We start from the raw sequence: 25,092 nt of genomic DNA on the forward strand, positions 1-25,092 counted from the left end.
GAAGCGGATCATGCCGCTTGAGTTGAAGTGTAGTGTCATATTCGTGGTGTAAAGGACTGTTTTAAAAACATCTTCTTTATTCAGTTATAACGTTTATATCTATTCGTGCTGAGTGCAAATATTCAAAACCTGAATACCGGGCAATAAAAAACCCTGCTTGTTAAACAGGGTTTTTGGGTTTCAGCGACTTCGGTCGATCAGGCAATCAGTGCCTGACGGGTACGCTCGATCACGGCCTGCAGCGGCTCTGCGCTGGAGTATTGATCGGGGTACAGGCGTTCGCTGTGACGAGCGATGCCGTGTTCGTTGACCAGGGTGAAGCTGAAGCAGCCTTTGCGAGCGGCCATGATCAGGCAGTTCATTGGTGCAAAAGCGTTGGTGAGGGCGCGAATGGCGTCCTGAGTATGGATTTGAGTGGACATATTATGGGTGTTCCTACAAATGACACGGTTAAGAACCGCGCAACGTTAAAACGTTCCAGTGACGTCGATCACTATTGATCGAACGAAGAACCCGACTGGAACAAAGCAGCCAGTTTGAAGCGCTAATAGTTTAGGCGCGCTTGGGCTGGCAGGTAGGTACTTAGGAGGGCAGGCAACACAACAGGGGCTAAGGTTCTGGGCCCGGGGTGAAGATCCTGATCAATTGGCAGGTTGGTTCGGTCAGAGTATTGAGACTTCGCGACACCCTTTGCTTGTTCAAAGGCTGTGTCGTCGCAAGTGATACCTGGAAACCATCAAGGTGGTCGATCCCGTGTTGTTCAGGGGAGTTGTTCGACCAGAATTGACTTTCAGCTTGGTACTAACGCCGCGGATAGTAACGGATCGAAACGGGGAATGGAAGCGTATCGGTAAAAAAACTTCAGTCAGCCCTCCAGCATCCCGTGATACACCAGCACCGTGACCGCTGCCGCCAGCGAGCAGCCCAGCGCATACGCGGCCAGGGTCAGGCGCAGGGACTGGCCGGTCTCGATCATTTTCAAGACGTCGCCCATGTCATTGATCCGGCCCTCGCCCAACTCAATGCACAGGCTGGCGGCGGTGAACGCGGCGGAGAGCAGGATCGCGATCGCAAACAATGCGCCGTCCGGCGAAGGCAGAGCGGCGTTGATTCCCAGGGAGGTCGCGCAAATGGCCAGCAGCAACACGGTGAATAACAGAATTCCTTTCATCGACCCGTACATGGTTGCGTTGTAGGTGCGGCAGTGTGGCGACCCGCATTGAATTTGAAAAGTCCCTGCCTGGCCGTGCCGGTAACATGTTCAAGCCGTGCCGGATCAAAAAACCGTGGCGATATAACCGGAGGAAAGGGACTTGTACACATTGTTCACGGTATGTGTCACCGTTCTGTCAAGTGTTTCCATCGGGCCCCATTTGCCTGTAATGAAAATTTAAGTCAATGAAAAATATCGCTTTTTTTTATTGGTGAAAAAATCGTCAGTTTGACTGCGGCCCCCATTCCATGGGGCTTTGCGCGAGTTAAAGGTGGGTTGTCCACTGAGTTATCCACAGCTTCTGTGGATTGTCCCGAGCGCTTGCTCTAGCACGGGCGTGCAGGGTTTTTTCGGCTTTACCTGTACGAAAAAAAGAGTAGAGTGGCGCGCCTTCCGTTCTGTCCCGCAGTGCTTTATGAAGTTTCGCTCAGTATCATCTTCTGTTACCGACACCCCTCCGGTTGTTACCCCACCCAAACGTTTCTCCTTGAAAGTGGCCTTGTGGTTGCTCGACAGCCCGCGTCTCGGTCACAGCACCAACATCAAACATTTTGCCGGGCGCTTGCTCAAACAGCCGGCCCGTGATGGCGTGGTCGCAGCGCAAAGCCGACTCGGCCAATTGATGTGCCGCGAATGCGACAATGCCCGCGACCGCCGCATCGGCCACGAACTGCTGCGCCTGGCTGCCCGTGCCGGTGACCGCCGCGCCCAGCGTGAATTGGGCCAGGTCGAAGACTGAGCTGTCCTCAACCCCCTTGCTTGGTTAACCTTGCTCTTTTTCGGTGATGGCAGACATGGCTATGGCTTTTGACTGGACCAGTATTGCCCTGGGACTTGCTGGCGCGGCAGTGCCGTTATTGGCCGTGTGCTGGCAGCTTCAGCGCCGTCTGGCCGCGCGCATGGCTGGCTGGGAATTGCTTGAAGAGCGCCTGACCACCGCGCAACTGGCCCAGGAAGGGTTGGCGGCCCAACTGGACGCCAGCCGTGACGAAATCAGCGACCTCAGCCAGGCCAACGCCGCCAAGCAGGCAGACCTGGCCGCCGTGCGCCGCGAAGTCGAATTGCTGCAGATCGATCGCGACAATGCCCGCGACGCCGCCCACGCCTGGAACCTCGACCGCAGCGCCAAGGAAGCCGAACTGCGTCGCCTTGACGCGTTGTCGGCGGCCTTGCGTGCGGAGCTGCGCGAGCAACAGGACAGCCATCAGCAACGCCTCGCCGACCTGCAGGGCTCGCGGGACGAATTGCGGGCGCAGTTCGCCGAACTGGCCGGGAAGATTTTCGACGAGCGCGAACAGCGCTTCGCCGAAACCAGTCAGGAGCGCCTCGGACAGTTGCTCGATCCCTTGAAAGAACGCATCCAGTCCTTCGAAAAACGTGTCGAAGAAAGCTATCAGAATGAAGCCCGCGAGCGCTTTTCCCTGGGCAAGGAGCTTGAACGCCTGCAGCAACTGAACCTGCGTCTGTCGGACGAAGCCACGAATTTGACCCGTGCGCTGAAAGGCCAGAAGACCCAGGGCAACTGGGGTGAACTGATCCTTGAGCGCGTGCTGGAACACGCCGGCCTGGAGAAGGGCCGCGAGTACCAGACCCAGGTCAGCCTGAAAGGTCCGGACGGTGAGCGCTTCCAGCCGGACGTGCTGATCATGTTGCCCGGTGACAAGCAGGTGGTGGTGGACTCCAAGGTCAGCCTGACGGCCTATCAGCAGTACGTGGCGGCGGACGACGAGGTGATCGGCCAGGCGGCGCTCAAACAGCATGTGCTGTCTCTGCGCAATCACGTCAAAGGCTTGGCCGGTAAGGACTACAAACGCCTGGAGGGCTTGCACAGCCTGGATTTCGTGTTGTTGTTCGTGCCGATTGAAGCCGCTTTTTCGGCGGCCTTGCAGGCTGAGCCCAACCTGTTCCAGGAAGCCTTCGACCGTCATATCGTCATCGTCAGCCCCACCACCTTGCTCGCCACCCTGCGGGTCATCGACAGCCTGTGGAAGCAGGAACGCCAGAGCCAGAACGCCCGGGAAATCGCTGAGCGCGCCGGCTGGCTGTACGACAAGTTCGTGCTGTTTATCCAGGACCTGGATGAAGTGGGCAACCGTCTGCAGCAATTGGATAAGGCTTACAGCGCAGCGCGGAATAAGCTGACAGATGGTCGCGGTAATCTGGTCAGCCGCACCGAACAGTTAAGGTTGCTCGGCGCCCGCGCCAGCAAGAGCTTGCCCGCCGACCTGCTGGAGCGGGCAATGACCGACTCCGACGGGGTGGCGCACCTGCCCGAATAGGTGGCTGATCAAAGGGGCAGATGCCGGCTGAGCAAGGCGCGCAACGCCGCCGGCTTCACCGGTTTGGCCAGATAATCCAGCCCCGCCGCATGCACTTGCGCCACCATCTCCGGACGACCGTCGGCGCTGATGACCACGCCGGGAATCGGCTCCGCCAACTGTGTGCGTAGCCAGCCCATCAACTCCGTGCCGGTTTCGCCGTGGTCCAGGTGGTAATCCACCAGCGCCAGTTGTGGGCGCACGCCGTCGGCCAGCAGCGCCGCGCACTGTGCCTGGTCGGTGGCGGTCCATACTTCGCAGCCCCAGCGCGTCAGCAGGCTGCGCATGCCTATCAGGATGCTTTCTTCGTTATCCACACACAGCACCCGCGCGCCGCTCAGGGGCAGACCGGTTTCCTGCGCGGTCTTGATCGGTGTGCTGGTCTGGTTGCGAGCCAGCGGCACGCGCACGCTGAATACGCTGCCCTTGCCCGGCCATGAGCGCACGCTCAGGCGATGGTCCAATACGCGACACAGGCCATCGGCAATCGCCAGGCCCAGGCCGAGGCCCTTTTCGGCGCGCGTCTGGTGGCTGTCCAGGCGTTTGAACTCCTCGAAAATCACCTTCTGTTTATCCAGCGGAATGCCGGGGCCGCGATCCCAGACCTCCAGGCTCAACTCGCCCTGGTGTCGGCGTACACCCAGCAGCACTGGGCCGTCGGCATAGCGGAACGCGTTCGTCAGAAAGTTCTGCAAAATCCGGCGCAGCAACTTGATGTCACTGTCCACGCGCAAATGACTGCCGCGCAAGCGGAAGCGCAGGCCTTGTTCCTGGGCGAGCGCCTTGAATTCGGCGCCGAGGGTGTCGAACAGTTCGTTGAGCACGAACGGCTGGCGTTGCGGGTTGATCTTGCCGTTTTCCAGGCGCGAGATGTCCAGCAGGTCGCTGATCAGGTCTTCGGCGGAACGTAGCGAGCTGTCGAGGTGTTGCACCAGTTGCCGGGCTTCGCTCGACAGGCCGTCGTTCTGGTGGGAGAGGGCGGCGGAGAACAGGCGTGCGGCGTTCAGCGGTTGCATCAGGTCATGGCTGACCGCTGCGAGAAAGCGCGTCTTCGATTGGTTCGCGGACTCGGCCACGCCCTTGGCATCGGTGAGCGCCACGTTGAGCTGCGACAGCTCGTGTGTCCGCTCGGTGACCCGTCGTTCCAAGCCCTCGTTCGCCTCGGTCAGTGCGTGTTCGGCCTCGCGGAACGCGGTGATGTCGGTGAAGCTCATGACGAAACCGCCGCCGGGCATCGGGTTGCCGATCAGTTCAATCACCCGTCCATTCGGGAACAGGCGTTCGGAGGTGTGCGCGCGGCCTTGGCGCATCCAGTGCAGGCGTCGCGCCACATGCACTTCGGCCTCGCCCGGTCCGCACAAGCCGCGCTCGGCGTTATAGCGAATGATGTCGGCAATCGGCCGGCCGACGCTGATCAATCCCTCGGGGTAGTTGAACAGCTCCAGGTAACGGCGGTTCCACGCCACCAGCTTGAGAGACTGATCCACCACGCTGATGCCTTGGGTGATGTTTTCGATGGCGCCTTGTAGCAGGGCCCGATTGAATTGCAGCACTTCGGAGGCTTCGTCGGCGATCCGTACTACGTCCTCCAGCAGCATGTCCCGACCTTCAATCGCGGCCTTTACGACTGCGCGAGTCGAGGAGGCGCCGAGTACACCCGCCAGCAGGCGTTCGGTATGCGCGATCCAATCGTTATCGGCATTCTGGTTGGGGTTGAAGCCTTTGCCCTGGCGATAGGCGAAGCGGATAAAACTCTGCTGCGCGCGTTCTTCGCCGACAAAGCGCGCGGCCAGGCTCAGCAGGTCGCTGATCTGGACCGACAACATGGAGCGAGTGCTGGCGCGTTGGCTGGTTTCCTGGCCGATGAAGCGTCCGGCCTGCCAGTGTTCGGACACCCGGGTACGCGAAAGCATCGAAACCCAGACGAACAGTGTGAAGTTGCCCGCCAGGGAGAACACGGTGCCCAGGGTCAGCGACGTGAGGGGCAAGCCGAGCGGGTGGGAATGCAACCAGGTCAGACCGGGGAAAAGGCTGAGCGACCAGCCCAGGCTTTTCGCGGTAACCGGTAGGACCAAGGTGTAGAACCACAGGAACGTGCCTGCCGCCAAGCCGGCAAACACGCCGCGTCGATTCGCCGGTTTCCAATACAGCGCGCCGAGCATGGCAGGTGCCAGTTGGGTCACCGCGGCGAAGGCAATCTGGCCGATCGTCGCCAGGCTCGCGCTGGAGCCGAGCAATCGGTAGCTGACATACGCCAGCAGCAGGATGAGCACAATGCTGACGCGGCGTACCGAGAGCATCCAGTGGCGGAATACTTCAAACGGCCGTTCTGCGCTGGAGCGGCGCAACAGCCAAGGCAGCAGCATGTCGTTGGACACCATGGTCGACAACGCGATGCTCGCCACAATCACCATGCCGGTGGCGGCTGACGCGCCGCCAATGAACGCCAGTAGGGCGAGGATCGGATGGGCCTCAGCCAAGGGCAGGCTGATCACGTAGGAATCGGGTAGCACCGAGCCGGGCAAGAGCATTTTGCCGCCGAGGGCGATCGGTACGACAAACAGCGCGGCGAGGATCAGGTACGCAGGGAAAACCCATTTGGCCAGGCGCAAATCCTGGGGGTCGATGTTTTCCACGACGGTGACGTGAAACTGCCGGGGCAGGCAGATGATCGCCATCATCGCGACGCCGGTCTGTACCACCATCGTTGGCCAGTTGACGGTTTCGTTCCAGTATTCCTCCAGGCGTGGTGCCAACATCGCCTGGCTGAACAAGTCGTCGAAACCGTCGTAGAGGCCGTAGGTCACAAACACGCCGACTGCGAGAAACGCGAACAGCTTGACCAGCGACTCGAAGGCAATCGCCAGCACCATGCCGCGGTGGTGTTCGGTGGCGTCGAGGTTGCGCGTACCGAAGACAATGGTGAACAGCGCCAGCACCAGCGATACGATCAGCGCCGTGTCCTGGGCGCGGGTGCCGGTGGTATCCGCGCCGGCGCCGATCAGCAGGTTCACCCCGAGTACGATGCCCTTCAGTTGCAGGGCGATGTAAGGCAACACGCCGACCATGCAGATCAGCGCGACCACCACCGCCAACGACTGGGATTTGCCGTAGCGTGCGGCGATAAAGTCAGCGATGGAAGTGATGTTTTCCTGCTTGCTGATCAGAATCATCTTTTGCAGGACCCAGGGGGCGAATACCAGCAACAGCACCGGTCCCAGGTAGATAGGTATAAACGCCCACAGTTGTTCGGCCGCCTGGCCTACGGCGCCGAAGAAGGTCCAGCTGGTGCAATAAACGGCCAACGACAGGCTGTACACCCAGGCACGCATGCGCGGTGGCAACGGCGCATGGCGGCGGTCACCGTAAAAGGCGATGGAAAACATAATGGCCATATAGGCCAAGGCAACGGCGGCGATCAGCCCGCTGGACAGCGTCATGGTAACTCCGGACAGAAACACGCCCAGGCATTTCGGGCCCGGTTGGACAGTCTCGCATGATGCCTGGGGATTAGTCAGTGTCGACCAAGGTCTTGTGAGCACTAATGTCGCAGGGCACGGTGTTAAAGAGGCTCAGCGCGGCGGCAGGGTTTTCTGGCGCAGGATGTAGATCGTCACCAGCACCGCGCTGGTCAGCATGAAGCCGCGGGCCCACGGCAGAGGCACCAGGTAGCAGGAAAAACCGATACTCAGCCACATCAGGCCGATGGCGTAGACCTTACCCTTGAGCGGGATGCCATTGCCGTCCAGGTAGTCACGAATCCATGGGCCCAGGCGCGGGTGTTCCACCAGCCAGGCGTAGAAACGCGGGGAGCTGCGCGCGAAGCAGGCGGCGGCAAGAAGCAGGAAGGGGGTGGTGGGCAATACCGGCAGGAAGATGCCGATCACCCCCAGCGCTACGCTCAGCCAGCCGATGGCCAGCAGTGCGTAACGCAGGAGCGGCGAGCGCTTGCCCATGGCGATCACGGGCGTGCGACTCAGTGGTGACGTGGCTTGAGGAGCGCCGGTTTTTCGTCGGGTGCGTTGCACAGCAGGTACAGGGCGGTCAGGGCTTCCGGGATCTGTACGATCATGTCGTCCATCAGATTGGCGTCGGCGGCGATGTCGGAGAACTCCGGCTGGTCGTCGAACAGGCCCGAACCGACCATGATCGGCAGCAGCATTTCGCTGACTTCTTCTTCGGCGGTTTCGAACCAGGCGGCTTCGCGCAGGAACACACCTTCCATGAAACCGATGCACCAGCCGCGCAGGTCGGAGTCGTCCGGCTCTTCGCCCAGGTCGAGGTCGCACGGCAGCTCGAATTCCTCGTCGGAGGCCAGTTGGCGACCGATGTGGGCCTTGAGGGCGAGCAGGGTGGCTTCGATCTCTTCGCGCTGGGCGGCGTCAGCGTAATGAGGCTCTTCGGCGAACAAGGCGTCGATCCACTCACGGTCCGGCACGATGTCGGAAGAAATCGACAGGGCGGTCAGGTAGCCGTGGGCGGCCACGTAGTCCAGCGCCTCGTCATGCAGCTCATCGGCGTCGAGGAAGGCTTGCAGGCGGGTTAGTTGCTCAGCGAAGGACATTGAAGGACTACCTTGGGAATAAACGATGCTGAATTCTAGGCTTTCTTGAGCGCCCAGGCCAGCCACACTGCATATTTGGCCGGTTTTAGATAGCGGCCGCTGTTCGTCAGCCGCGCCCTTTGCCGGCCGACGCTCGGGTATACTGCCGCGTTTTGTGATGCCCCCTGCAGGCCAGCGCTAATCCGAGAAAACTTCGCTTACGGATTATTTTCCGTAGATACGCGCTTTTTCGGCCAGCCTGTATGGAGGGATTTCGGCGATATTTGGAGTTTTACATGCTCGAGCAGGCTCAACGCGTCCTCAAGGACATCTTCGGCTACGACAGTTTTCGTGGCCGCCAGGGTGCGATCATTGAGCGCGTGGCCAATGGCGGTGATGCCCTCGTCCTGATGCCGACCGGCGGTGGCAAGTCGTTGTGTTTCCAGGTGCCGGCGTTGCTGCGTAACGGCCTTGCCGTGGTGGTCTCGCCGTTGATCGCGCTGATGGACGATCAGGTGGCGACCCTTGAGGAACTCGGCGTTGCTGCCGCCGCATTGAACTCCACGCTCAGCGCCGAACAGCAGCGCGACCTGGCCGCGCGTATCAAGCGCGGCGAAGTGAAAATGCTTTACCTGGCCCCCGAGCGCCTGGTGCAGCCGCGCATGCTGGCCTTCTTGCAGAGCCTGGAAATAGCCCTGTTCGCCATCGATGAAGCGCACTGCGTATCGCAATGGGGGCATGATTTCCGTCGCGAATATTTGCAATTGGGGCAGTTGGCGGAACTGTTCCCCGACGTCCCGCGTATCGCCCTGACCGCCACCGCCGACAAGCGCACTCGCGAAGAAATCGTCGAGCGCCTGCATTTGCAGAACGCCGAGCGCTTCCTGTCGAGCTTTGACCGGCCGAATATTTTCTATCGCATCGTGCCCAAGGAGCAGCCGCGCAAGCAGTTGCTGGCGTTCCTGTCCGAGCGGCGCAGCGATGCGGGCATCGTCTATTGCCTGTCGCGCAAGAAGGTCGACGAAGTGGCCGCCTTCCTGTGCGAGCAGGGTTATCCGGCGTTGCCCTACCATGCAGGCTTGCCCAACGATTTGCGTGCCTATCATCAGAAGCGCTTCCTCAACGAGGAAGGCCTGATCATGGTGGCGACCATCGCGTTCGGCATGGGCATCGACAAGTCCAACGTGCGCTTCGTGGCCCATATGGATCTACCCAAGTCCCTCGAGGCGTATTACCAGGAAACCGGGCGCGCCGGGCGTGATGGCCTGCCGGCCGATGCGTGGATGGTCTACGGCCTGCAAGACGTGGTGATGCTCAAGCAAATGCTGCAGAACTCCGAAGGTGACGAGCGCCACAAACGCCTGGAACAGCACAAGCTCGACGCCATGCTGTCACTCTGCGAAGAGACGCGTTGCCGCCGCCAGACCTTGCTGGCGTATTTCGACGAAGACATGCCCGAACCCTGCGGCCATTGCGACAACTGTGTCGACGGCGTGCAAACCTGGGATGCCACTGAACCGGCGCGCCAGGGTTTGTCCGCCATCTACCGCACCGGCCAGCGTTATGGCGTCGGCCATCTGGTGGATGTGTTGCTGGGCAAGGACAACGAGAAGGTGCGCAGCTTCGGCCACGAGAAACTCTCGGTCTACGGCGTCGGCAAGGCCCGTGCCGAAGGCGAATGGCGATCGCTGTTCCGCCAGATGGTCGCGCGCGGCCTGGTGGACATCGACATCGAAGGCTACGGCGGCCTGCGCCTGAACGACAGTTGCCGGCCGTTGCTCAAGGGGGAAGTGAGCCTGGAACTGCGCCGCGACCTCAAGCCGCAGACCACTGCCAAGAGCAGTACCAGCCAGGCCAGCCAACTGGTGCGCTTCGAGGAGCGTGAACAGTGGGAAGCCTTGCGCGCCCTGCGGCGCAAACTGGCGCAGGAACACAGCGTGCCGCCTTACGTTATTTTCCCCGACTCGACCTTGCTGGAGATGTTGCGCGAGCAGCCGACCACCCTGGCCGAAATGGGCCGGGTCAGTGGCGTGGGCGCGCGCAAGCTGGAACGTTATGGTCAGGCCTTCCTCGAAGTGCTCGGCGGCCAGGCCGAAGCGCCGAAGGAAATTGCCGATATTCGCCACGAATTGATCAGCCTGGCGCGAGCCGGCATGACCCCGATCCAGATCGCTGGCCAGTTGCAATGCTCGGAAAAAAACGTCTACACGCTGCTGGCCGAATCCATCGGTAAGCAACAGTTGTCGTTAGAGCAGGCCCTTGATTTGCCAGAAGATTTGCTCAGTGAAATCCAGGATGCCTTCCTGGACGGTGAAGGCGAACTGCCACCAGTTGCGGAGATTGCACCGTTGTTCACGGGGCGGGTTCCCGAGGGTGTTTTGTACTGTGTGCGTGCCGCGTTGCAGTCTGAGTTCGAAATTTAGTGTGCCAATTGCGACGATGAAACGAATCAGTACAGACGAGCGCTTGCCTACTGACATGGCTCATGCTTAGCTGACTAATAATTAGTCATACTTTGTTTTCAGTCTAAACCATGAGTTTTTTATGCCGTTAACCGATCAACACCGTTTTGGCATGCAGTTAGCGCAAATGTCCCGAGGTTGGCGCGCTGAGCTGGACCGCCGTTTGGCGGGGCTGGGCTTGTCTCAGGCACGCTGGCTGGTGCTGCTGCACTTGGCGCGTTTCGAAGAAGCGCCGACGCAGCGTGAGTTGGCACAAAGTGTCGGCGTCGAAGGGCCGACACTGGCACGCTTGCTCGACAGCCTGGAAAGCCAAGGGCTGGTGCAGCGCCAGGCGGTGGTGGAAGACCGGCGCGCCAAGCGCATCCTGCTGTGTGACAGCGCCCGACCGTTGATCGAGCAGATTGAAACCATCGCCACTGCATTGCGCCATGAGTTGTTCGTGGGCGTGAATGAAGAGGACCTGCGGGTGTGCATGCGCGTGCATGGGCACATTCTGGCGAATCTGGAAAAGTCCTGACGTCAGGCGCAACAGAGATCGAATAGGTGGGAGTTGGCTTGCCTGCGATAACGGACATTCAGTCAATTGATCTGGCGACTGAAATACCGCCATCGCAAGCCAGCCAGCTCCCATCTTGGTTTTTACGGTCAGCGTTTCAGAAGGTCTGGCCGAGGTTCAGGTACACCGCCTGCTGATTGTCGTCATTGAACCCGTAGCTGAAATTCAGCGGCCCCAACGGTGTGTCGAAGCCCAGGAAAATACTCGCGGCGTTGATATAACCGCTGTCGAACTCATTGTCGTTGTTCCACGCCCGTCCGCGTTCCAGCGACGCGCCCAGGTACAGCGGGAAATCCAACGGCAAGTACGAGCGCGGCGTCAGGCGGCGGTAGTACACGGCGCGCATCAAGCTGACGTTCTGCCCCGAGATTGCGTCCTGGCGGAAGCCCGACAGCTGCCGTGCGCCGCCCAGTAGGAAGCTGGATATCACCACGTCCGTATTGTCCATGGTGCGTCCGTAACGGCCGCCCAGTACGAGTGTGTCCGGGCCGTGGCTCATGGCCTTGTCCAGCTTGAATTCCCATTGCCGGTAGCGTTGATCGGACCCCAGCCCCGGTTCGAATTCGCGCCAAGCCAGGCCGATGTCTTCGCCGGTGTGGGGGAAGTACACGTTGTCCAGGGAGTCGAAGGAGTACTTCAGTTCGTAGAAGCCTTCGCTGAAGCTCATGCTTGGCAGGTCGCGGTCGCCGATGCGTACATCCGCCTTGCCCCAGGCTTCGCCGACGCCGAAACGCAGCTCGCCACTGTTGCCGATCTGGCGCCCGACGTTCAGGCCGAAACCGTAGCGTTCCAGGCGGTATTCGGAGATGGGGTCGTTGTCCAGAATCAGTTCGACGTTCTGCGCCTGGGCCTTGAGGTAAGGGGCGACGAAATAGCGCGAGCCGGTGTCCATCGGTTGGTAGAACTCGCTGTACAGCTCTTGCCGATCGCCGATCTGCACCCGCGTCAGCCATTCCGCGCCGAGGCGGTTGATGCCATTCATGCGGTAGCTGGCGCCGAGGTTGAAGGCGCTGTCGCCACGCATGTCGTCCGACAGGTTCAGGCCCAGGCGCAGGTAGTCGGTGCCGCTGCGTTTGCCGCGTGCGCTGATCACCAGGGTGTTGTCGTGGCCTTTTTTCACCACGCGGTATTGCACCTGTTCAAAGTAATCCAGGCCATACAAGGTGCCCATGTCCACTTGCAGGCGGCTCAGGTTCAGCGGCTCGCCGAGGGTTTGGCGGATGTAGTAGCGGATCACGTCTTCGCTGACTTTCGAGTCGTTCTCCACGCTGATCGCAGTGATGATCGGGGTCCGTTCGCCCGGCGCGCGCGCGGCCACCAGTTCCGGGTCGATCGGCTCGGCGGGGCGCAGGTGGGCCAGGCGCACATCGAGGGCGCGGGTGGCGCGGTAGCCGGCGTCGATCATGTCCTTGGCGCGGCCGAAGTCGGTGACGCCGTAGGCGGCCAGAGGCGGCTGGATCAGCACATCCTTGGGGTGCAGGGCCTTGAGTTGTTCTTCGGAATTGCGCCGGGTCATCAGGGTGATGGACTGGTTGAGCACGTCCACCACCGTGGCCAGTTGCTTGCGCGAGCGCAGCGGCGTGCCGATGTCCACCACGATGGCGATGTCGACGCCCATCTCCCGCGCCACGTCCAGCGGGATGTTATCGGTCATGCCGCCGTCCACCAGCAGCCGGCCGTCGAGTTCCACTGGCGCGAACACGGCCGGGATCGACATGCTGGCGCGGATCACCTGGGGCAGGTGGCCTTTGCTGAACACCACTTTTTCGCCGGTGGTGATATCGGTTGCGACAGCGCGGAAGGGGATCGGCAGCTTGTCGAAATTTCGCGTGTTGCTGCTGTGGGCAAACATGCTTTCCAGCAGCAGCGCGAGGTTCTGGCCCTGGATGACGCCCAGCGGCAGGCCGAGGCTGCCATCGTCGCGGAAACTGAGTTTCTGCTTGACCAGGAAGTCCCGGTCATCCTGCTTGCGGCGAAACGGTACGTCCTCCCGGGGTGGCGCATCGGAGAGTGCCTGCTGCCAATCGATACCCAGTGCGAGCTTTTCCAGTTCATCGATCTTGTAGCCCGACGCGTACAACCCGCCGATCACCGCGCCCATGCTGGTGCCGGCAATCGCATCGATATGAATCCCCTGTTCCTCCAGGGCCTTGAGCACGCCAATGTGGGCCAGCCCGCGCGCGGCGCCGCCGGACAGCACCAGGCCGATTTTCGGGCGTGGAGTTTCAATCGCCTCGGCAAGAAGGGGCAGCAGGCACAGCAACAGGCAGGACAACAGGCGGCGCATCATGAATCTCAGGGCTGGACGATAAAGGCCGGTATTATAGCCACCCGACCCTCCCAGCCCGTTACGCCAGGAACCTGTCAAATTATGTCGCCGAACAAACCCGAGATCGTCATCACCTATTGCACCCAGTGCCAGTGGCTGTTGCGCGCCGCGTGGTTGGCCCAGGAACTGTTGAGTACCTTTGCCGACGACCTGGGCAAAGTGGCGCTGGAGCCGGCTACCGGCGGCGCTTTTCGCATCACCTGCGACGGTGTGCAGATCTGGGAGCGCAAGGCTGACGGCGGCTTTCCGGAGGCCAAGGTGCTCAAGCAGCGCGTGCGCGACCAGATCGACCCGCAGCGCGACCTGGGGCACAACGATCGCAAGGTGTGAAGGTCACCGCCGCACAGGGGCGGTGACCGGGCGATGTGCCCCTACTTGGCGGCCATCTTGCTCTTGATGAAACCGACGACCCACGTCAGCACCAGGCCGCCGACGCCACCGCCGACGATGTTGCTGCCGACCGTCGCCACATCCATGGCTTCGCCGCCGGATGTGCCCGTCAGCGCCGAGACGATCTGGCCCAGCACCAGGCCGCCGACACCGCCGAGGAAGGTATTGAGCCCGGTGCCCAGGCTCTGCTTGGTCATCCCCGCCAGATTACCGCCGACGGCACCGCTGATGATCTGAACCAGCAAGCTGATAAGAATTTCCATGATGCAACTCCTGCATAGCGTTAATGGCGTGACCACTCGCTTGCAGCACCGTTAAACACCCTGGCTGTCGTCGAGAAGTCTTTATCCGTCGACGACGACACACTGTTGCGGATGGGCAGAGTATAGATCAGGCCGTTGCAGCCGGCTGTTTGGCCTGGCTGGCGCTGCCCAGCAGGCCGGAAAGCACGATGGCGACGATGATCAGCGCGCCGCCCAGCAGCATGCGCAAGGTCGGGGTTTCGGCAAACAGCAGCCAGGCGACGGTGATGCCGTAGACCGGTTCCATGGCGAACACCACCGAGGCGGTGCGGGCCTTGATCACCGCGAGGCTGGCGACAAACAGGCTGTGGGCCAGGCCGGTACAGAACACACCGAGCAGGCCGATCCACAGCCAGTCGAGCGCGCGCACATCCGCCAGCCCCGGCGCCGCCACGGGCAGCAGGCACAGCGCGACCACCACGTTCTGGCACAGCGCCGCCTGTACCGCTGGAACCCGCCCGGAGCTGGCGCGGTTATTCAGTGACAGCAGGGAGAACAGCAACCCCGAGGCGATGCCCCAGAGCAGGCCGCCCGTGGCTTGGCTGGCGAGGTTGAAGTCCGGTGTCACCAGCACCAGGCCCACCGTGACCAGGGCCACCAGCAGCACTTCGTTGGCGCGGATGCGCTCGCGGAAGATCAAGCCTTCGAGGATCACGGTAAACGCCGGGAACGCGGTAAACCCCAGGGTGGCGACGGCCACGCCGGCGACCTTGACCGCGATGAAGAACGTTACCCAGTGCGCCGCCAGCAATACACCGCTGATCAGCAGCCGGCGCCAGTCGCGCATCTGCAGCTGTTTCCACGGCGCATTGCTGGCGAACCGCGCAAAGATCGCCAGGGCAATCACCGCAAACGCGGCACGGCCGAACACGATGATGGCCGGCGAGGCGGCCGCCAGTTTGCCGAATACGCCGGTGAGGCCAAACATCAATGCGCCGATATGCAGGGCGCCGAGGGCTGAGCGGGGAGTCATTGCGATCCTTGAACCAACGGGGTGACAGGCGCGCAGTCTAGAGGCTGGGGGCGTGAGTGTCTGTCGCCCGACTGGCGATTTTTAGCGCAGGACTCGCTATTTTGTGGTGCGCCGCAGCGCGCTGGGCGCGGCGCCGAATTCGCGCAGCATCGCAGCGGCAAACGCGCTTTGCGAGGCATAGCCGACGCGCTCGGCAATTTCGCCGATGGGCAACGGCGTTTCCCTTAACAGGCCCAAGGCCTTATGCAGGCGGCGACTGCGGATGAAGTCCATGGGCGTCTGCCCGCACTCGGCGATGAAACGGGCATGCAGGCGCGCCACCGACAGGTCGGCGAGGCGTGCCAGGTCCGCGACTTGCAGAGGGTGGGCGGCGTGCCGTTCGATATGTGCATTGAACGCGGCGTAGGGCAGGCGGCGGCCCGGCACGCTGGGGGCCAGCGGATGATTGAGGCTGGCCAGCAGCAGTACCGCGCCTTGCTGGACGATCAGCGGGTCGTCCACCGGGCTGTGCGCCAGCCATTGCACCAACTGGCTTTGCCGCGAATCCAGGGCCAGGCGCGCCGGTTGGTCGAGCAGGCGGCGGCTGGCATCGGCATGCTCGCCCAACGATTGCAGCACCCAGTGTTCGGTGGGCACGTCCAGCACCAGGCATCGGCTGCCATCGCGACTGCCGCAGGTGTGGTGGGCCGAGAAGGGCAACACCATCACGCTGCTCTCGCGGACCTGGCTGCCGCGCCCCTCCACTTCAAGGTCCAGGTGCCCGGACAGGCCGAAGACCAACTGCGCATGGTCATGGCTGTGGGCAATGGGTGCTTCGATGTAGTGGCGTAGCGTGAGGGACGCTCTCATCGCGGTCTCCTGGGCAGCAGGTTGCCAGTCTACAACGCTTCGCCGTCGGCAGGCGCTGTCATCAGACTGACGCACAGCTGTCATGGGCTATTAATCGCCAGGGCGCAAGCTCGCAAAAACACCGTCGAGGGATGCCCATGACCCGTGCCGAATTCGCTACACCCAGCCGCAAGCAACGGGTTCGTACCCTGTGGATTTCCGATGTACATCTGGGCACTCGGGATTGCCAGGCCGAACACTTGGCGCAATTCCTCAAGGGCTACCACGCCGATAAGGTGTACCTGGTGGGCGATATCATCGACGGCTGGAAGCTGCGCGGCGGCATGTATTGGCCCCAGGCCCATACCAACGTGATCCGCCGCCTGTTGACCATGGCCAAGCGCGGCACCGAGGTGATCTATGTCACCGGCAACCACGACGAGTTCCTGCGCCGCTACTCCAAGCTGATCCTGGGCAACATCCAGTTGGTGGACGAAGCCATCCATGTCACCGCCGATGGCCGCCACCTCCTGGTGATCCACGGCGACCAGTTCGATGTGATCACGCGTTATCACCGCTGGCTGGCGTTCCTCGGCGACTCTGCCTACGAGTTCACCCTGACGTTGAACCGTTGGTTGAATCACTGGCGTGCGCGGTATGGCTACGGTTACTGGTCGCTGTCGGCGTATCTGAAGCACAAGGTGAAGACGGCGGTGAGCTTTATCAGCGATTTCGAAGAAGCCATCGCCCATGAAGTGACCCGGCGCGAATTGCATGGGGTGGTGTGCGGGCATATTCACCATGCGGAGATTCGCAAGGTGGGCGAGGTGGATTACCTCAACTGCGGGGATTGGGTGGAGTCGTGCTCGGCGTTGATCGAGCACTGGGATGGGCATATCGAGTTGTATCGATTGGCGGATGCGCAGGCCAAAGAGGCGCTGCTGAAATCGGAGATGGTCGCGGGTTAAGGCCTTGCTCGGCCCAACAAGTGGGAGCGGGCTTGCTCGCGATCGCGCAGTGTCAGTCACTGTATTTGGCGACTGATCCATTGCTATCGGGAGCAAGTCCCCTCCCACATTGGGCTTTGCATTTCTTCGGTTAAGTGTGCGAAACGTCTGCAATGGCTTGCGCCAGCAGCGTCAATCGCGTCGCATCGATCCCCGCGACGTTGGCCCGCCCCGAACTGACCATATACACGCTGTGTTTCTCGCGCAGTTGCTTGACCTGTTCGGCGCTCAAGCCGGTATAGGAAAACATCCCACGCTGTGCGCCGATATGTGCAAAGCGTTCGGCCAGCCCGTGTGGCGCGAGGGCCTCCACCAGCCCGGCGCGTAACTGTGCGATGCGCGAGCGCATGGCTTCGACTTCGTCGCTCCACTGTGCCTTCAGCTTGGCATCGCCGAGGATCGTCGCGACGACTGCCGCGCCGTGATCCGGCGGAGTCGACCACAGGTTGCGCGCGATATTCGCCAACTGGCTGCGCACATCCGTCAGCTTTTCGGCATCCGCCGCACACACGATCAGCGCGCCGACGCGGTCGCTATACAGGCCGAAGTTCTTCGAGCAGGAGCTGGTGATCAACACTTCCGGCAGCTCGCTCGCGAACAGGCGCACCGCCCAGGCGTCCTGCTCCAGGCCGTCGCCAAAGCCCTGGTAGGCGAAGTCGATCAGCGGCAGCAGGTGGCGCTCGCGCACGATCTGCAGGACCTGGCGCCAGTCAGCCTGGGACAGGTCGAAACCGGTCGGGTTATGGCAGCAGGCGTGCAGCAGCACCACGTCGCCCTCGGGCACCGTGGACAAGGTCGCCAGCATCGCGCTCACATCCAGGTGATTGTCCGCGCCGACGTAAGGGTAGTGACTGACCTTGATCCCGGCCTTGGCGAAGATGCTTTCGTGGATCGGCCAGGTCGGGTTGCTCAGCCATACGCCGCGGCCGGGCAGGCTGTGGGCGATAAAGTCGGCGCTCAGGCGCAGGGCGCCGGTGCCGCCTGGAGTCTGGGTCGCACCGGCACGGTGTGCGCGCAGCAGCGTGGACTCGGCGCCGAGCACCAGTTCGCTGATCAATCTGCCGAACGCAGCGTCGCCGTGGCCGCCAATGTAGGTCTTGGTGGTTTGCTGCTCCACCAGGCGCTGCTCGGCGAGTTTCACGGAAGGGAGGATCGGTGTCAGCCCCTGGTCGTCCTTGTACACGCCCACGCCGAGGTCGAACTTGTTCGGGTTGGCATCCTGGGCATACAGGTCCATCAGCCCGAGGATCGGGTCGCCGGGCACGCGGCCAATCGCATCGAAGTGCATTATTTGCGGCCCTCGGCATCCTTGGCCACTTCGTCGGTGCGCGCGGCCATGATGAAGTCGTTGCGGTGCAGGCCTTTGATGGAGTGGCTCCACCAGGTCACCGTGACCTTGCCCCACTCGGTGAGCAGGCCAGGATGGTGACCTTCGGCTTCGGAGATGGCGCCCATGGCGTTGGTAAAGGCCAGGGCGAACTTGAAGTTCTTGAACAGGAAAACCTTTTCCAGTTGCATGACGCCATCGCGGACTTCGATGTTCCAGTCGGGGATCTGCTTGAGCAGCACCGGCAGTTCTTCATCGCTGACTTGCGGGGCATCGGCGCGGCAGGCTTCGCAGTGGGCTTGGTTCAAGGTGGTCATGTGGGGTGTCCTGAATTCGAGTGTCTGGAAAACGGTCGTCAGTGGCGTCACCCTAAAGCAACGCGGGGCCAGGGAACAGATTCACCTGGTATCAAAACCTACGGTTCACGCCGCTTTGGGTTTGGGTGGGAACTTCGGTGCGTGCAGACCCAACTGCATGCCGCGCTCGACCATGCCCATGATGTCTTCCTGGGCGACATCGAACAGGCGCTTGAGCTCGGGCAAGACAAAATATAGCGGTTGCAGGATGTCGATGCGATACGGTGTACGCATCGCCTCCAGCGGGTCGAAGGCCTGGTGCTCGGGTTCGGACGACAGGCTGTACACCGTTTCCTTGGGCGACGACAAAATACCGCCACCGTAGATGCGCCGGCCTGCGGGCGTATCCACCAGGCCAAACTCGATGGTCATCCAGTACAGGCGCGCCAGGTACACGCGCTGCTCTTTGGTGGCCGCAAGGCCGAGCTTGCCGTAGGTGTGGGTGAATTCGGCGAACCAGGGATTGGTCAGCAGCGGGCAGTGGCCGAAGATCTCGTGGAAAATATCCGGCTCTTGCAGGTAGTCCAGTTCTTCGCGGGTGCGAATAAAAGTCGCCACCGGAAACTGCTTGTTGGCGAGTAATTCAAAGAACGTCTGGAAGGGGATCAACGCCGGCACGCGGGCGACTTGCCAGCCGGTGGTCTCGGCCAGCACCGTGTTGATTTCGCTCAGTTGCGGGATGCGGTCCAGGGGCAGGCCGAGCTTGTCGATGCCGTCCAGGTATTCCTGGCAGGCCCGGCCCTCGATCACCTTCAACTGGCGTGTGATCAGGGTGTTCCACACCGCGTGTTCTTCCGGCGGGTAGTGGATAAAACCTTGCGCATCGGGCTCGCGGGCCACGTAGTGCGTCTGCTTCATACGGCTCTCCTGCTAGGCATTCGTTCTTGTTATGTCCTGCGATGTACGTATTGATAACCCGATTGGGGTGAGATTCCAGCGGCCTGCGCAAGGGTGTTGTAGGAAAGTTTACCGATATTCGTAAAGTATTCGTTACGGATTGGCCGTTCATTGATGCGTCGGGCTGTGAAAAGACGGCTGACTGTCACATAATCTTGACGACTATCTGCGCCCAGCGACAAAAAGACGCGGCGCCTACCCTTCTTCGGGCCTTTTCATGCGTATCAAAGTGCATTGCCAGAACCGCATCGGCATCCTGCGGGACATTCTCAACCTGTTGGTGGAGTACGGCGTCAACGTCGCCAAGGGCGAGGTCGGCGGTGAGCATGGCAATGCCATCTACCTGTTCTGTCCGAATCTGGTGAACATGCAATTCCAGGCCTTGCGCCCGCAGTTCGAGGCGATTGCCGGGGTGTTTGGCGTAAAGCGTGTGGGGCTCATGCCCAGCGAACGTCGGCACATGGAACTCAATGCATTGCTCGGGGCCCTGGAGTTTCCGGTGCTGTCCATCGACATGGGCGGCTCGATCGTCGCCGCTAACCGCGCGGCCGCGCAGTTGCTCGGGGTGCGGGTGGACGAGGTGCCGGGCATCCCGCTGTCGCGCTACGCCGAGGATTTCGACTTGCCGGAACTGGTGCGCGCGAGCAAATCGCGGATCAATGGCCTGCGGGTCAAGGTCAAGGGTGACGTATTCCTGGCGGACATCGCGCCGTTGCAATCCGCCGAACACGACGACAGCGAAGCCATGGCCGGCGCAGTGTTGACCCTGCACCGTGCCGACCGCGTCGGTGAGCGCATCTACAATGTGCGCAAGCAGGAGCTGCGTGGCTTCGACAGCATCTTCCAGAGTTCCAAGGTCATGGCTGCCGTGGTCCGTGAGGCCCGACGCATGGCGCCGCTGGATGCGCCGCTCTTAATAGAAGGCGAAACGGGCACCGGCAAGGAGCTGCTTGCCCGCGCCTGTCACTTGGCCAGCCCTCGTGGCCAATCGCCGTTGATGGCGCTCAATTGTGCCGGCTTGCCGGAGTCGATGGCCGAGACCGAGCTGTTCGGCTACGGCCCCGGCGCTTTTGAAGGGGCACGGGCCGAGGGCAAGCTGGGGCTGCTGGAGCTGACGGCGGGCGGTACGCTATTTCTTGATGGCGTCGGGGAAATGAGCGCGCGCCTGCAGGTGAAGTTGCTGCGGTTCCTGCAGGACGGTGGCTTTCGCCGAGTCGGCAGCGATGAAGAGGTGTACCTGGATGTGCGGGTGATCTGCGCAACCCAGGTGGACCTCTCGGAACTCTGCGCGCGGGGCGAATTCCGTCAGGACCTTTATCACCGCCTGAACGTGCTGTCGCTGCATATCCCGCCGCTGCGCGAATGCCTCGATGGCCTGGCGCCGCTGGTGGAACACTTCCTCGATCAAGCCAGCCGGCAGATCGGCTGCCCGTTGCCCAAACTGGCTTCGGCGGCCATGGAGCGGCTCAGCCATTACCACTGGCCGGGCAATGTACGGCAACTGGAAAACGTCCTGTTCCAGGCGGTGTCGCTGTGTGAGGGCGGGACGGTCAAGGCTGAACACATTCGTCTGCCGGACTATGGCGTGCGTCAGCCGCTTGGCGATTTCTCTCTGGAGGGCGGCCTGGAAGCCATCGTCGGCCGGTTTGAAAAGGCCGTGCTGGAAAGTCTGTATGCCGAACATCCCAGCAGTCGGCAGTTGGGCAAGCGCTTGGGCGTTTCCCATACAACGATTGCCAACAAGTTGCGGGATTATGGTTTGGGCAAAGAGGGCAAAACCCCTGAACACGCTGCTCGATAGACGCCATGTCCAGGGTTTTTCTGCGAGGGGTGACACGGCGGCGTCAATACATCGCGTAGCTTGGATCTTGATGGATGAGCACGGTGTCATCTGTTTCTTTCTCAACCCAGGCCATATAAGGCGCTTCATTGGGCGGGGGGGAAAAGAGTGTGGTCAGCGCGTAGTCTTTATGGTTCTGCAGTTTTTCAAGGCTCTGATTGGTCTCCGGAGGAAGGCGCCCGTACTTTCCGGATCTCAGTTCGTTGGCAGAAACCCCTTCGTTGTTATAGGTGGGTATAAGCATTGATAAGTCGATATGTTCAAGCAACGCTGAGCCATTGGGCGGAAATACCGTTCCCTCTGTAGAACTTTCGATTTCAATGGGGCTGCCGCCGTTTTCAGGGAACCATGCCAATGATCCGCTCATTGAGTCATTCTCCTCTTTAACACGGGAGACCAATTGGTAGTTTTGGTTCTTATCCAGTTTTTCCAGTTCCCTGAGTGCGCTGTGCGATAACGCTCCAAACTTGCCGCTGCGTACATCGTTGGCGGACACGCCCAGGCCGGTCTCGATGGTCCTGCCGGGGATGTTGTCCAGCAGCTCCAGGAACGCCGAGGTCGTCGGGTCTAGGTCGCAACAGGGCGGCAGTGTCCCGGCATCGTATTCCCCAGCTCGGCTTTCCCAGTACTCTTTATTGTTAGGATTCAGCTCCGGGTGTATCTCCAACTCGCGCCGTTGTTCGGGTGATAGGCTGCTTAATGGCTCGAACCGGTCTAGAATTTCGTTATAAGAAAATTGTTTTTGCCAAGTTGTCGTCATGTGCGTATGGGGTACATTATCAATACCAGGCATTTCAGTATCCTTGGAAAATAATAAGTTGATAAGGTGCGAATGATCGGAAAGTAGTCGTGACCGCTTTGCGTCGCACCGAAGTTACGGGTGCTGTATTTGAACGCCAAGTGGGTTTTGATCAGTAAATGTAAAAAGCTATCGGACTATTCTTGTTTGGAGTTGACTTTGTCGGGGTTTTATAAAAAACAAGCCAGCTACATATGTACTCACGCATTTACGGGGCCGTCAGGCATATGGTTTTTTTGGCGCTTGTAATGGTCGGACAACAAAACCTCGGCCCCGTCGTTTCGAGGTGGCCAACGGGGAGGGCAAGTGCCCAGTGGCTTGCCAAGTGTTTCAGCGGTTCGGCGTGCTCCGCGCTCCACCCATGCGTAGCGCTTGAGCGCCGGGAAAAGCCTGCGGGACACCAACCGTTGCCGTCTGCGGCATAACTCCGCCGTTTTTTCGACTCCGCCTGGGCCTGCCTTTTTTCACGCCTTGCCGCAAACCCTTGCCCCGCTTGGGCTTTCTGCACTTTTTGAAAGTTGGTTCGCAAATTGCTTAAGCCTCATCAGTACAGCGGTGGGCGGCAAACGTCCGTCAGAAAGAGGATAGAGCGTGGACAAGTACCTTTACGTGGCAATGACCGGCGCCAGCCAGAATGCTCTGGCGCAGAAGGCCCATGCCAACAATCTGGCGAACATTTCCACCAACGGCTTCCAGCGTGACCTTGAGCAGGCGCGCTCGATGCCGGTGTTCGGTGACAGCTTTCCGGCGCGGGCGTTTGCCATGACCGAGCGGCCTGCCACCGACTTCTCTCCGGGTGCCATGATCGAAACCGGTCGTGACCTCGATGTGGCGGTCAGTGGTGACGGTTGGATGGCCGTGCAAACCCCCGATGGCGGCGAAGCCTACGTGCGCAGCGCCAGCATGAATGTGGATGCGCTCGGCGTGCTGCGGGCCGGCAATGGCATGCCGATCATGGGCAACGGTGGTCCGATCGCCGTGCCGCCGCAGCAGAAGATCGAAGTAGGCGCCGACGGCACCGTCAGCATCCGCGCAATGGGTGAAGGCCCGCGGGTGATGGCTGAAGTGGACCGGATCAAGCTGGTCCAGCCCGATCTCAAGAACATGACCAAAGGCCTGGACGGCACCATCCATACCAAGGACGGCCAGCCGGCCCAGGCCGACGCGAACGTCAAGCTGACCTCGGGGTTCCTGCAGGCGAGCAACGTCAATGCGGTGGAAGAAATGACCGCGGTGCTGGCGCTTTCCAAGCAGTTCGAGCTGCACATCAAGATGATGAACAGCGCTAAAGAAGACGACCAGGCCATGACCCGCGTTCTGGCGATGAGCTGATAGCGGTTTCACTGAATACTAATTTTGCGGCGCAGCGCCAACAAACAGGCGCACGAAGGAGAACAGCATGCTTCCGGCTCTATGGGTTGCCAAAACAGGTCTGTCCGCCCAGGACACCAACCTGACCACCATCTCCAACAACCTGGCGAACGTTTCGACCACGGGCTTCAAGCGTGATCGCGCCGAGTTCCAGGACTTGCTCTATCAGATCAAGCGCCAGCCAGGCGCCCAGTCGACCCAGGACAGCGAACTGCCGTCGGGCCTGCAATTGGGTACCGGTGTGAAGATTGTCGGCACCCAGAAGAACTTCACGGCCGGTAACCTGCAGCAAACCGGTCAGCCTCTGGATATGGCGATCAACGGCAAAGGGTTCTTCCAGATCCTGCAACCAGACGGGACGACGTCCTACTCTCGTGATGGTTCTTTCCACCTGGACTCCAACGGCCAGATCGTCACGTCCAACGGTTTCTCCCTGGAACCGGCCATTATCGTGCCGGCCAATGCCCAGACCTTCACCGTCGGCAACGATGGCACCGTGTCCATCACCGTGGCGGGCAACCCGGCGTCGCAAGTGATCGGCAACCTGCAAACCGCCGACTTCATCAACCCAGCCGGCCTGCAAGCCATCGGCGGCAACCTGTTCCTGGAAACCGCCTCCAGTGGCGCGCCGCAAATCGGCACCCCGGGCTTGAACGGCTTCGGCACCACGCTGCAAAGCACCCTGGAAACCTCCAACGTCAGCACGGTGGAAGAGATGGTCAACATGATCACCACTCAGCGCGCCTACGAGATGAACTCCAAGGTGATTTCCACCGCCGACCAGATGCTTTCGTTCGTTACGCAGAATCTGTAATCAAGTCTATGGGGCGCTCCTGAGGGCGCCTGCAACACCGTGAGGTTAGGGTCATGAATCGCTATGTTTCCGTTCTGGCATTGAGTGGGATTGCCGTGCTCGCGGGCTGTGTTGCCCCGACGCCAAAACCCAATGACCCGTACTACGCGCCGGTGTTGCCACGCACACCGCTGCCGGCGGCGGCCAATAACGGCTCGATCTACCAGGCCGGTTTCGAACAGAACCTGTACAGCGACCGCAAGGCGTTCCGGGTCGGTGACATCATCACCATCACCCTCAACGAGAAGACCACGGCCAGCAAGAACGCCAACTCGCAGGTGGGCAAGACCAGCAAGACCGGTATTGGCCTGACCTCGTTGTTTGGTGCCGTGCCGAACACCAACAACCCCTTGGGCAGCGGTGACTTGAGCTTGAGCGCAGGCTACAGCGGTGACCGCGCCACCAACGGCAAGAGCTCCTCTGGACAGAACAACAGCCTGACCGGTTCGATCACCGTGACGGTGGCCGATGTATTGCCCAACGGCATCATCGCCGTGCGCGGTGAGAAGTGGATGACCCTCAACAGTGGTGACGAGCTGGTACGCATCGCCGGCATGGTCCGTGCCGATGACATTGCCACCGACAACACGGTGCCTTCGACGCGTATTGCCGATGCGCGCATTACCTACTCGGGTACGGGTTCGTTTGCTGATGCGAGTCAGCCGGGCTGGTTCGACCGTTTCTTCCTTAGCCCGCTGTTCCCTTTCTAGGTGGCCACTTTGAAATTC

Annotated in this window: 23 protein-coding genes; 10 read left to right on the plus strand and 13 right to left on the minus strand. The window is 61.0% G+C overall.

Annotated features, from left to right (window positions below; genetic code table 11):
- Positions 1 to 197: 197 nt before the first annotated feature.
- Both C5F70_RS02885 and C5F70_RS02895 read right to left on the minus strand, forming a co-directional pair.
- A complete protein-coding gene (locus tag C5F70_RS02885) occupies positions 198 to 422 on the minus strand; it encodes a hypothetical protein (RefSeq protein WP_017845341.1) in 225 nt (74 codons plus the stop codon).
- A 443-nt stretch (positions 423 to 865) separates the two neighbouring features.
- Positions 866 to 1,171, minus strand: coding sequence for a hypothetical protein (locus C5F70_RS02895; RefSeq protein WP_102618102.1), 306 nt, complete (start codon positions 1,169 to 1,171; stop codon positions 866 to 868).
- A 457-nt stretch (positions 1,172 to 1,628) separates the two neighbouring features.
- Here C5F70_RS02895 and C5F70_RS02900 point away from each other — a divergent pair, with 457 nt between their 5' ends.
- Together C5F70_RS02900 and rmuC are read left to right on the plus strand one after the other, a co-directional pair.
- Positions 1,629 to 1,952, plus strand: a complete 324-nt coding sequence (locus C5F70_RS02900; protein WP_032804218.1) for a hypothetical protein — start codon at positions 1,629 to 1,631, stop codon at positions 1,950 to 1,952.
- A 175-nt stretch (positions 1,953 to 2,127) separates the two neighbouring features.
- The gene (gene rmuC / locus C5F70_RS02905) at positions 2,128 to 3,492 is read left to right on the plus strand and encodes a DNA recombination protein RmuC (protein ID WP_164887036.1); all 1,365 of its coding nucleotides are present in this window, start codon (positions 2,128 to 2,130) and stop codon (positions 3,490 to 3,492) included.
- Positions 3,493 to 3,500: 8 nt separating this feature from the next.
- On the opposite strand, the gene C5F70_RS02910 is transcribed toward rmuC, so the two are convergent.
- The 3 genes from C5F70_RS02910 to C5F70_RS02920 form a co-directional block, all read right to left on the minus strand.
- A complete protein-coding gene (locus tag C5F70_RS02910; RefSeq protein WP_017845345.1) occupies positions 3,501 to 6,971 on the minus strand; it encodes a PAS domain-containing hybrid sensor histidine kinase/response regulator in 3,471 nt (1,156 codons plus the stop codon).
- Between the two features lie 132 nt (positions 6,972 to 7,103).
- Positions 7,104 to 7,487, minus strand: coding sequence for a YbaN family protein (locus C5F70_RS02915; protein ID WP_026139819.1), 384 nt, complete (start codon positions 7,485 to 7,487; stop codon positions 7,104 to 7,106).
- 20 nt (positions 7,488 to 7,507) lie between these two features.
- Positions 7,508 to 8,095 carry a YecA family protein gene (locus C5F70_RS02920; RefSeq protein ID WP_017845347.1) on the minus strand — a complete coding sequence of 196 codons (588 nt, stop codon included), beginning with the start codon at positions 8,093 to 8,095 and terminating at the stop codon, positions 7,508 to 7,510.
- A 275-nt stretch (positions 8,096 to 8,370) separates the two neighbouring features.
- Here C5F70_RS02920 and recQ point away from each other — a divergent pair, with 275 nt between their 5' ends.
- Both recQ and C5F70_RS02930 read left to right on the plus strand, forming a co-directional pair.
- Positions 8,371 to 10,497 carry a DNA helicase RecQ gene (recQ, locus tag C5F70_RS02925; protein WP_104902701.1) on the plus strand — a complete coding sequence of 709 codons (2,127 nt, stop codon included), beginning with the start codon at positions 8,371 to 8,373 and terminating at the stop codon, positions 10,495 to 10,497.
- A 121-nt stretch (positions 10,498 to 10,618) separates the two neighbouring features.
- Positions 10,619 to 11,053 (plus strand): MarR family transcriptional regulator, encoded by a 435-nt coding sequence (locus C5F70_RS02930; protein WP_017845349.1) that lies wholly within the window; start codon positions 10,619 to 10,621, stop codon positions 11,051 to 11,053.
- A 136-nt stretch (positions 11,054 to 11,189) separates the two neighbouring features.
- Here C5F70_RS02930 and C5F70_RS02935 read toward each other — a convergent pair whose 3' ends face one another.
- Positions 11,190 to 13,379, minus strand: coding sequence for a patatin-like phospholipase family protein (locus tag C5F70_RS02935; protein WP_104902702.1), 2,190 nt, complete (start codon positions 13,377 to 13,379; stop codon positions 11,190 to 11,192).
- 84 nt (positions 13,380 to 13,463) lie between these two features.
- Between C5F70_RS02935 and C5F70_RS02940 the strand changes: the two genes are divergently transcribed.
- Positions 13,464 to 13,751, plus strand: a complete 288-nt coding sequence (locus C5F70_RS02940; RefSeq protein WP_046382498.1) for a SelT/SelW/SelH family protein — start codon at positions 13,464 to 13,466, stop codon at positions 13,749 to 13,751.
- A gap of 41 nt (positions 13,752 to 13,792) precedes the next feature.
- Here the strand turns inward: C5F70_RS02940 and C5F70_RS02945 are convergent, their stop codons facing one another.
- From C5F70_RS02945 to C5F70_RS02955, 3 genes are all read right to left on the minus strand, one after another.
- A complete protein-coding gene (locus tag C5F70_RS02945) occupies positions 13,793 to 14,074 on the minus strand; it encodes a hypothetical protein (protein WP_017845352.1) in 282 nt (93 codons plus the stop codon).
- A gap of 127 nt (positions 14,075 to 14,201) precedes the next feature.
- Positions 14,202 to 15,086, minus strand: coding sequence for a DMT family transporter (locus C5F70_RS02950; protein WP_017845353.1), 885 nt, complete (start codon positions 15,084 to 15,086; stop codon positions 14,202 to 14,204).
- A gap of 96 nt (positions 15,087 to 15,182) precedes the next feature.
- Positions 15,183 to 15,935 (minus strand): AraC family transcriptional regulator, encoded by a 753-nt coding sequence (locus C5F70_RS02955; RefSeq protein ID WP_017845354.1) that lies wholly within the window; start codon positions 15,933 to 15,935, stop codon positions 15,183 to 15,185.
- A 137-nt stretch (positions 15,936 to 16,072) separates the two neighbouring features.
- On the opposite strand from C5F70_RS02955, the gene C5F70_RS02960 reads away from it, so the two are divergent.
- Positions 16,073 to 16,882 carry a UDP-2,3-diacylglucosamine diphosphatase gene (locus tag C5F70_RS02960; RefSeq protein WP_017845355.1) on the plus strand — a complete coding sequence of 270 codons (810 nt, stop codon included), beginning with the start codon at positions 16,073 to 16,075 and terminating at the stop codon, positions 16,880 to 16,882.
- Positions 16,883 to 17,012: 130 nt separating this feature from the next.
- Here C5F70_RS02960 and C5F70_RS02965 read toward each other — a convergent pair whose 3' ends face one another.
- From C5F70_RS02965 to phhA, 3 genes are all read right to left on the minus strand, one after another.
- On the minus strand, positions 17,013 to 18,209 hold the full coding sequence (locus tag C5F70_RS02965; protein ID WP_017845356.1) for an amino acid aminotransferase: 1,197 nt from the start codon (positions 18,207 to 18,209) through the stop codon (positions 17,013 to 17,015).
- Entirely contained in the window at positions 18,209 to 18,565 is a 357-nt protein-coding gene (locus C5F70_RS02970) for a 4a-hydroxytetrahydrobiopterin dehydratase (protein ID WP_017845357.1), read from the minus strand. The genes C5F70_RS02965 and C5F70_RS02970 overlap by 1 nt, the downstream gene beginning before the upstream one ends.
- Positions 18,566 to 18,670: 105 nt before the next feature.
- Positions 18,671 to 19,462 (minus strand): phenylalanine 4-monooxygenase, encoded by a 792-nt coding sequence (gene phhA, locus C5F70_RS02975; RefSeq protein WP_046382503.1) that lies wholly within the window; start codon positions 19,460 to 19,462, stop codon positions 18,671 to 18,673.
- Between the two features lie 256 nt (positions 19,463 to 19,718).
- Between phhA and C5F70_RS02980 the strand changes: the two genes are divergently transcribed.
- Positions 19,719 to 21,302 carry a sigma-54-dependent transcriptional regulator gene (locus C5F70_RS02980; RefSeq protein WP_102618106.1) on the plus strand — a complete coding sequence of 528 codons (1,584 nt, stop codon included), beginning with the start codon at positions 19,719 to 19,721 and terminating at the stop codon, positions 21,300 to 21,302.
- Positions 21,303 to 21,345: 43 nt separating this feature from the next.
- On the opposite strand, the gene C5F70_RS02985 is transcribed toward C5F70_RS02980, so the two are convergent.
- The gene (locus tag C5F70_RS02985; protein ID WP_104902703.1) at positions 21,346 to 22,134 is read right to left on the minus strand and encodes a hypothetical protein; all 789 of its coding nucleotides are present in this window, start codon (positions 22,132 to 22,134) and stop codon (positions 21,346 to 21,348) included.
- 597 nt (positions 22,135 to 22,731) lie between these two features.
- On the opposite strand from C5F70_RS02985, the gene C5F70_RS02990 reads away from it, so the two are divergent.
- The 3 genes from C5F70_RS02990 (at position 22,732) to flgH (ending at position 25,074) form a co-directional block, all read left to right on the plus strand.
- Positions 22,732 to 23,472: a flagellar basal body rod protein FlgF gene (locus C5F70_RS02990; RefSeq protein WP_026139820.1), complete on the plus strand. Its 741-nt coding sequence runs from the start codon at positions 22,732 to 22,734 to the stop codon at positions 23,470 to 23,472.
- Between the two features lie 67 nt (positions 23,473 to 23,539).
- Positions 23,540 to 24,325 (plus strand): flagellar basal-body rod protein FlgG, encoded by a 786-nt coding sequence (flgG, locus tag C5F70_RS02995; RefSeq protein WP_017845362.1) that lies wholly within the window; start codon positions 23,540 to 23,542, stop codon positions 24,323 to 24,325.
- Positions 24,326 to 24,378: 53 nt separating this feature from the next.
- Complete coding sequence (flgH, locus tag C5F70_RS03000) at positions 24,379 to 25,074, plus strand: flagellar basal body L-ring protein FlgH (RefSeq protein ID WP_017845363.1); 696 nt, start codon at positions 24,379 to 24,381, stop codon at positions 25,072 to 25,074.
- Positions 25,075 to 25,092: the final 18 nt, after the last annotated feature.

Origin of the sequence: Pseudomonas sp. LH1G9 (assembly GCF_002949975.1) — a bacterium.
Lineage (GTDB): Bacteria > Pseudomonadota > Gammaproteobacteria > Pseudomonadales > Pseudomonadaceae > Aquipseudomonas > Aquipseudomonas veronii.

Bases quoted from the DNA above. Each gene is read 5' to 3' on its own strand.
- C5F70_RS02950 (WP_017845353.1), bottom strand. From the start codon at position 15,086: ATGACTCCCCGCTCAGCCCTCGGCGCCCTGCATATCGGCGCATTGATG.
- phhA (WP_046382503.1), bottom strand. From the start codon at position 19,462: ATGAAGCAGACGCACTACGTGGCCCGCGAGCCCGATGCGCAAGGTTTT.
- C5F70_RS02885 (WP_017845341.1), bottom strand. From the start codon at position 422: ATGTCCACTCAAATCCATACTCAGGACGCCATTCGCGCCCTCACCAAC.
- C5F70_RS02915 (WP_026139819.1), bottom strand. From the start codon at position 7,487: ATGGGCAAGCGCTCGCCGCTCCTGCGTTACGCACTGCTGGCCATCGGC.
- flgG (WP_017845362.1), top strand. From the start codon at position 23,540: ATGCTTCCGGCTCTATGGGTTGCCAAAACAGGTCTGTCCGCCCAGGAC.
- C5F70_RS02900 (WP_032804218.1), top strand. From the start codon at position 1,629: ATGAAGTTTCGCTCAGTATCATCTTCTGTTACCGACACCCCTCCGGTT.
- C5F70_RS02965 (WP_017845356.1), bottom strand. From the start codon at position 18,209: ATGCACTTCGATGCGATTGGCCGCGTGCCCGGCGACCCGATCCTCGGG.
- flgH (WP_017845363.1), top strand. From the start codon at position 24,379: ATGAATCGCTATGTTTCCGTTCTGGCATTGAGTGGGATTGCCGTGCTC.
- C5F70_RS02935 (WP_104902702.1), bottom strand. From the start codon at position 13,379: ATGCGCCGCCTGTTGTCCTGCCTGTTGCTGTGCCTGCTGCCCCTTCTT.
- recQ (WP_104902701.1), top strand. From the start codon at position 8,371: ATGCTCGAGCAGGCTCAACGCGTCCTCAAGGACATCTTCGGCTACGAC.
- C5F70_RS02955 (WP_017845354.1), bottom strand. From the start codon at position 15,935: ATGAGAGCGTCCCTCACGCTACGCCACTACATCGAAGCACCCATTGCC.
- C5F70_RS02980 (WP_102618106.1), top strand. From the start codon at position 19,719: ATGCGTATCAAAGTGCATTGCCAGAACCGCATCGGCATCCTGCGGGAC.
- C5F70_RS02985 (WP_104902703.1), bottom strand. From the start codon at position 22,134: ATGCCTGGTATTGATAATGTACCCCATACGCACATGACGACAACTTGG.
- C5F70_RS02960 (WP_017845355.1), top strand. From the start codon at position 16,073: ATGACCCGTGCCGAATTCGCTACACCCAGCCGCAAGCAACGGGTTCGT.
- C5F70_RS02970 (WP_017845357.1), bottom strand. From the start codon at position 18,565: ATGACCACCTTGAACCAAGCCCACTGCGAAGCCTGCCGCGCCGATGCC.
- C5F70_RS02920 (WP_017845347.1), bottom strand. From the start codon at position 8,095: ATGTCCTTCGCTGAGCAACTAACCCGCCTGCAAGCCTTCCTCGACGCC.
- C5F70_RS02930 (WP_017845349.1), top strand. From the start codon at position 10,619: ATGCCGTTAACCGATCAACACCGTTTTGGCATGCAGTTAGCGCAAATG.
- C5F70_RS02945 (WP_017845352.1), bottom strand. From the start codon at position 14,074: ATGGAAATTCTTATCAGCTTGCTGGTTCAGATCATCAGCGGTGCCGTC.
- C5F70_RS02910 (WP_017845345.1), bottom strand. From the start codon at position 6,971: ATGACGCTGTCCAGCGGGCTGATCGCCGCCGTTGCCTTGGCCTATATG.
- C5F70_RS02940 (WP_046382498.1), top strand. From the start codon at position 13,464: ATGTCGCCGAACAAACCCGAGATCGTCATCACCTATTGCACCCAGTGC.
- C5F70_RS02895 (WP_102618102.1), bottom strand. From the start codon at position 1,171: ATGAAAGGAATTCTGTTATTCACCGTGTTGCTGCTGGCCATTTGCGCG.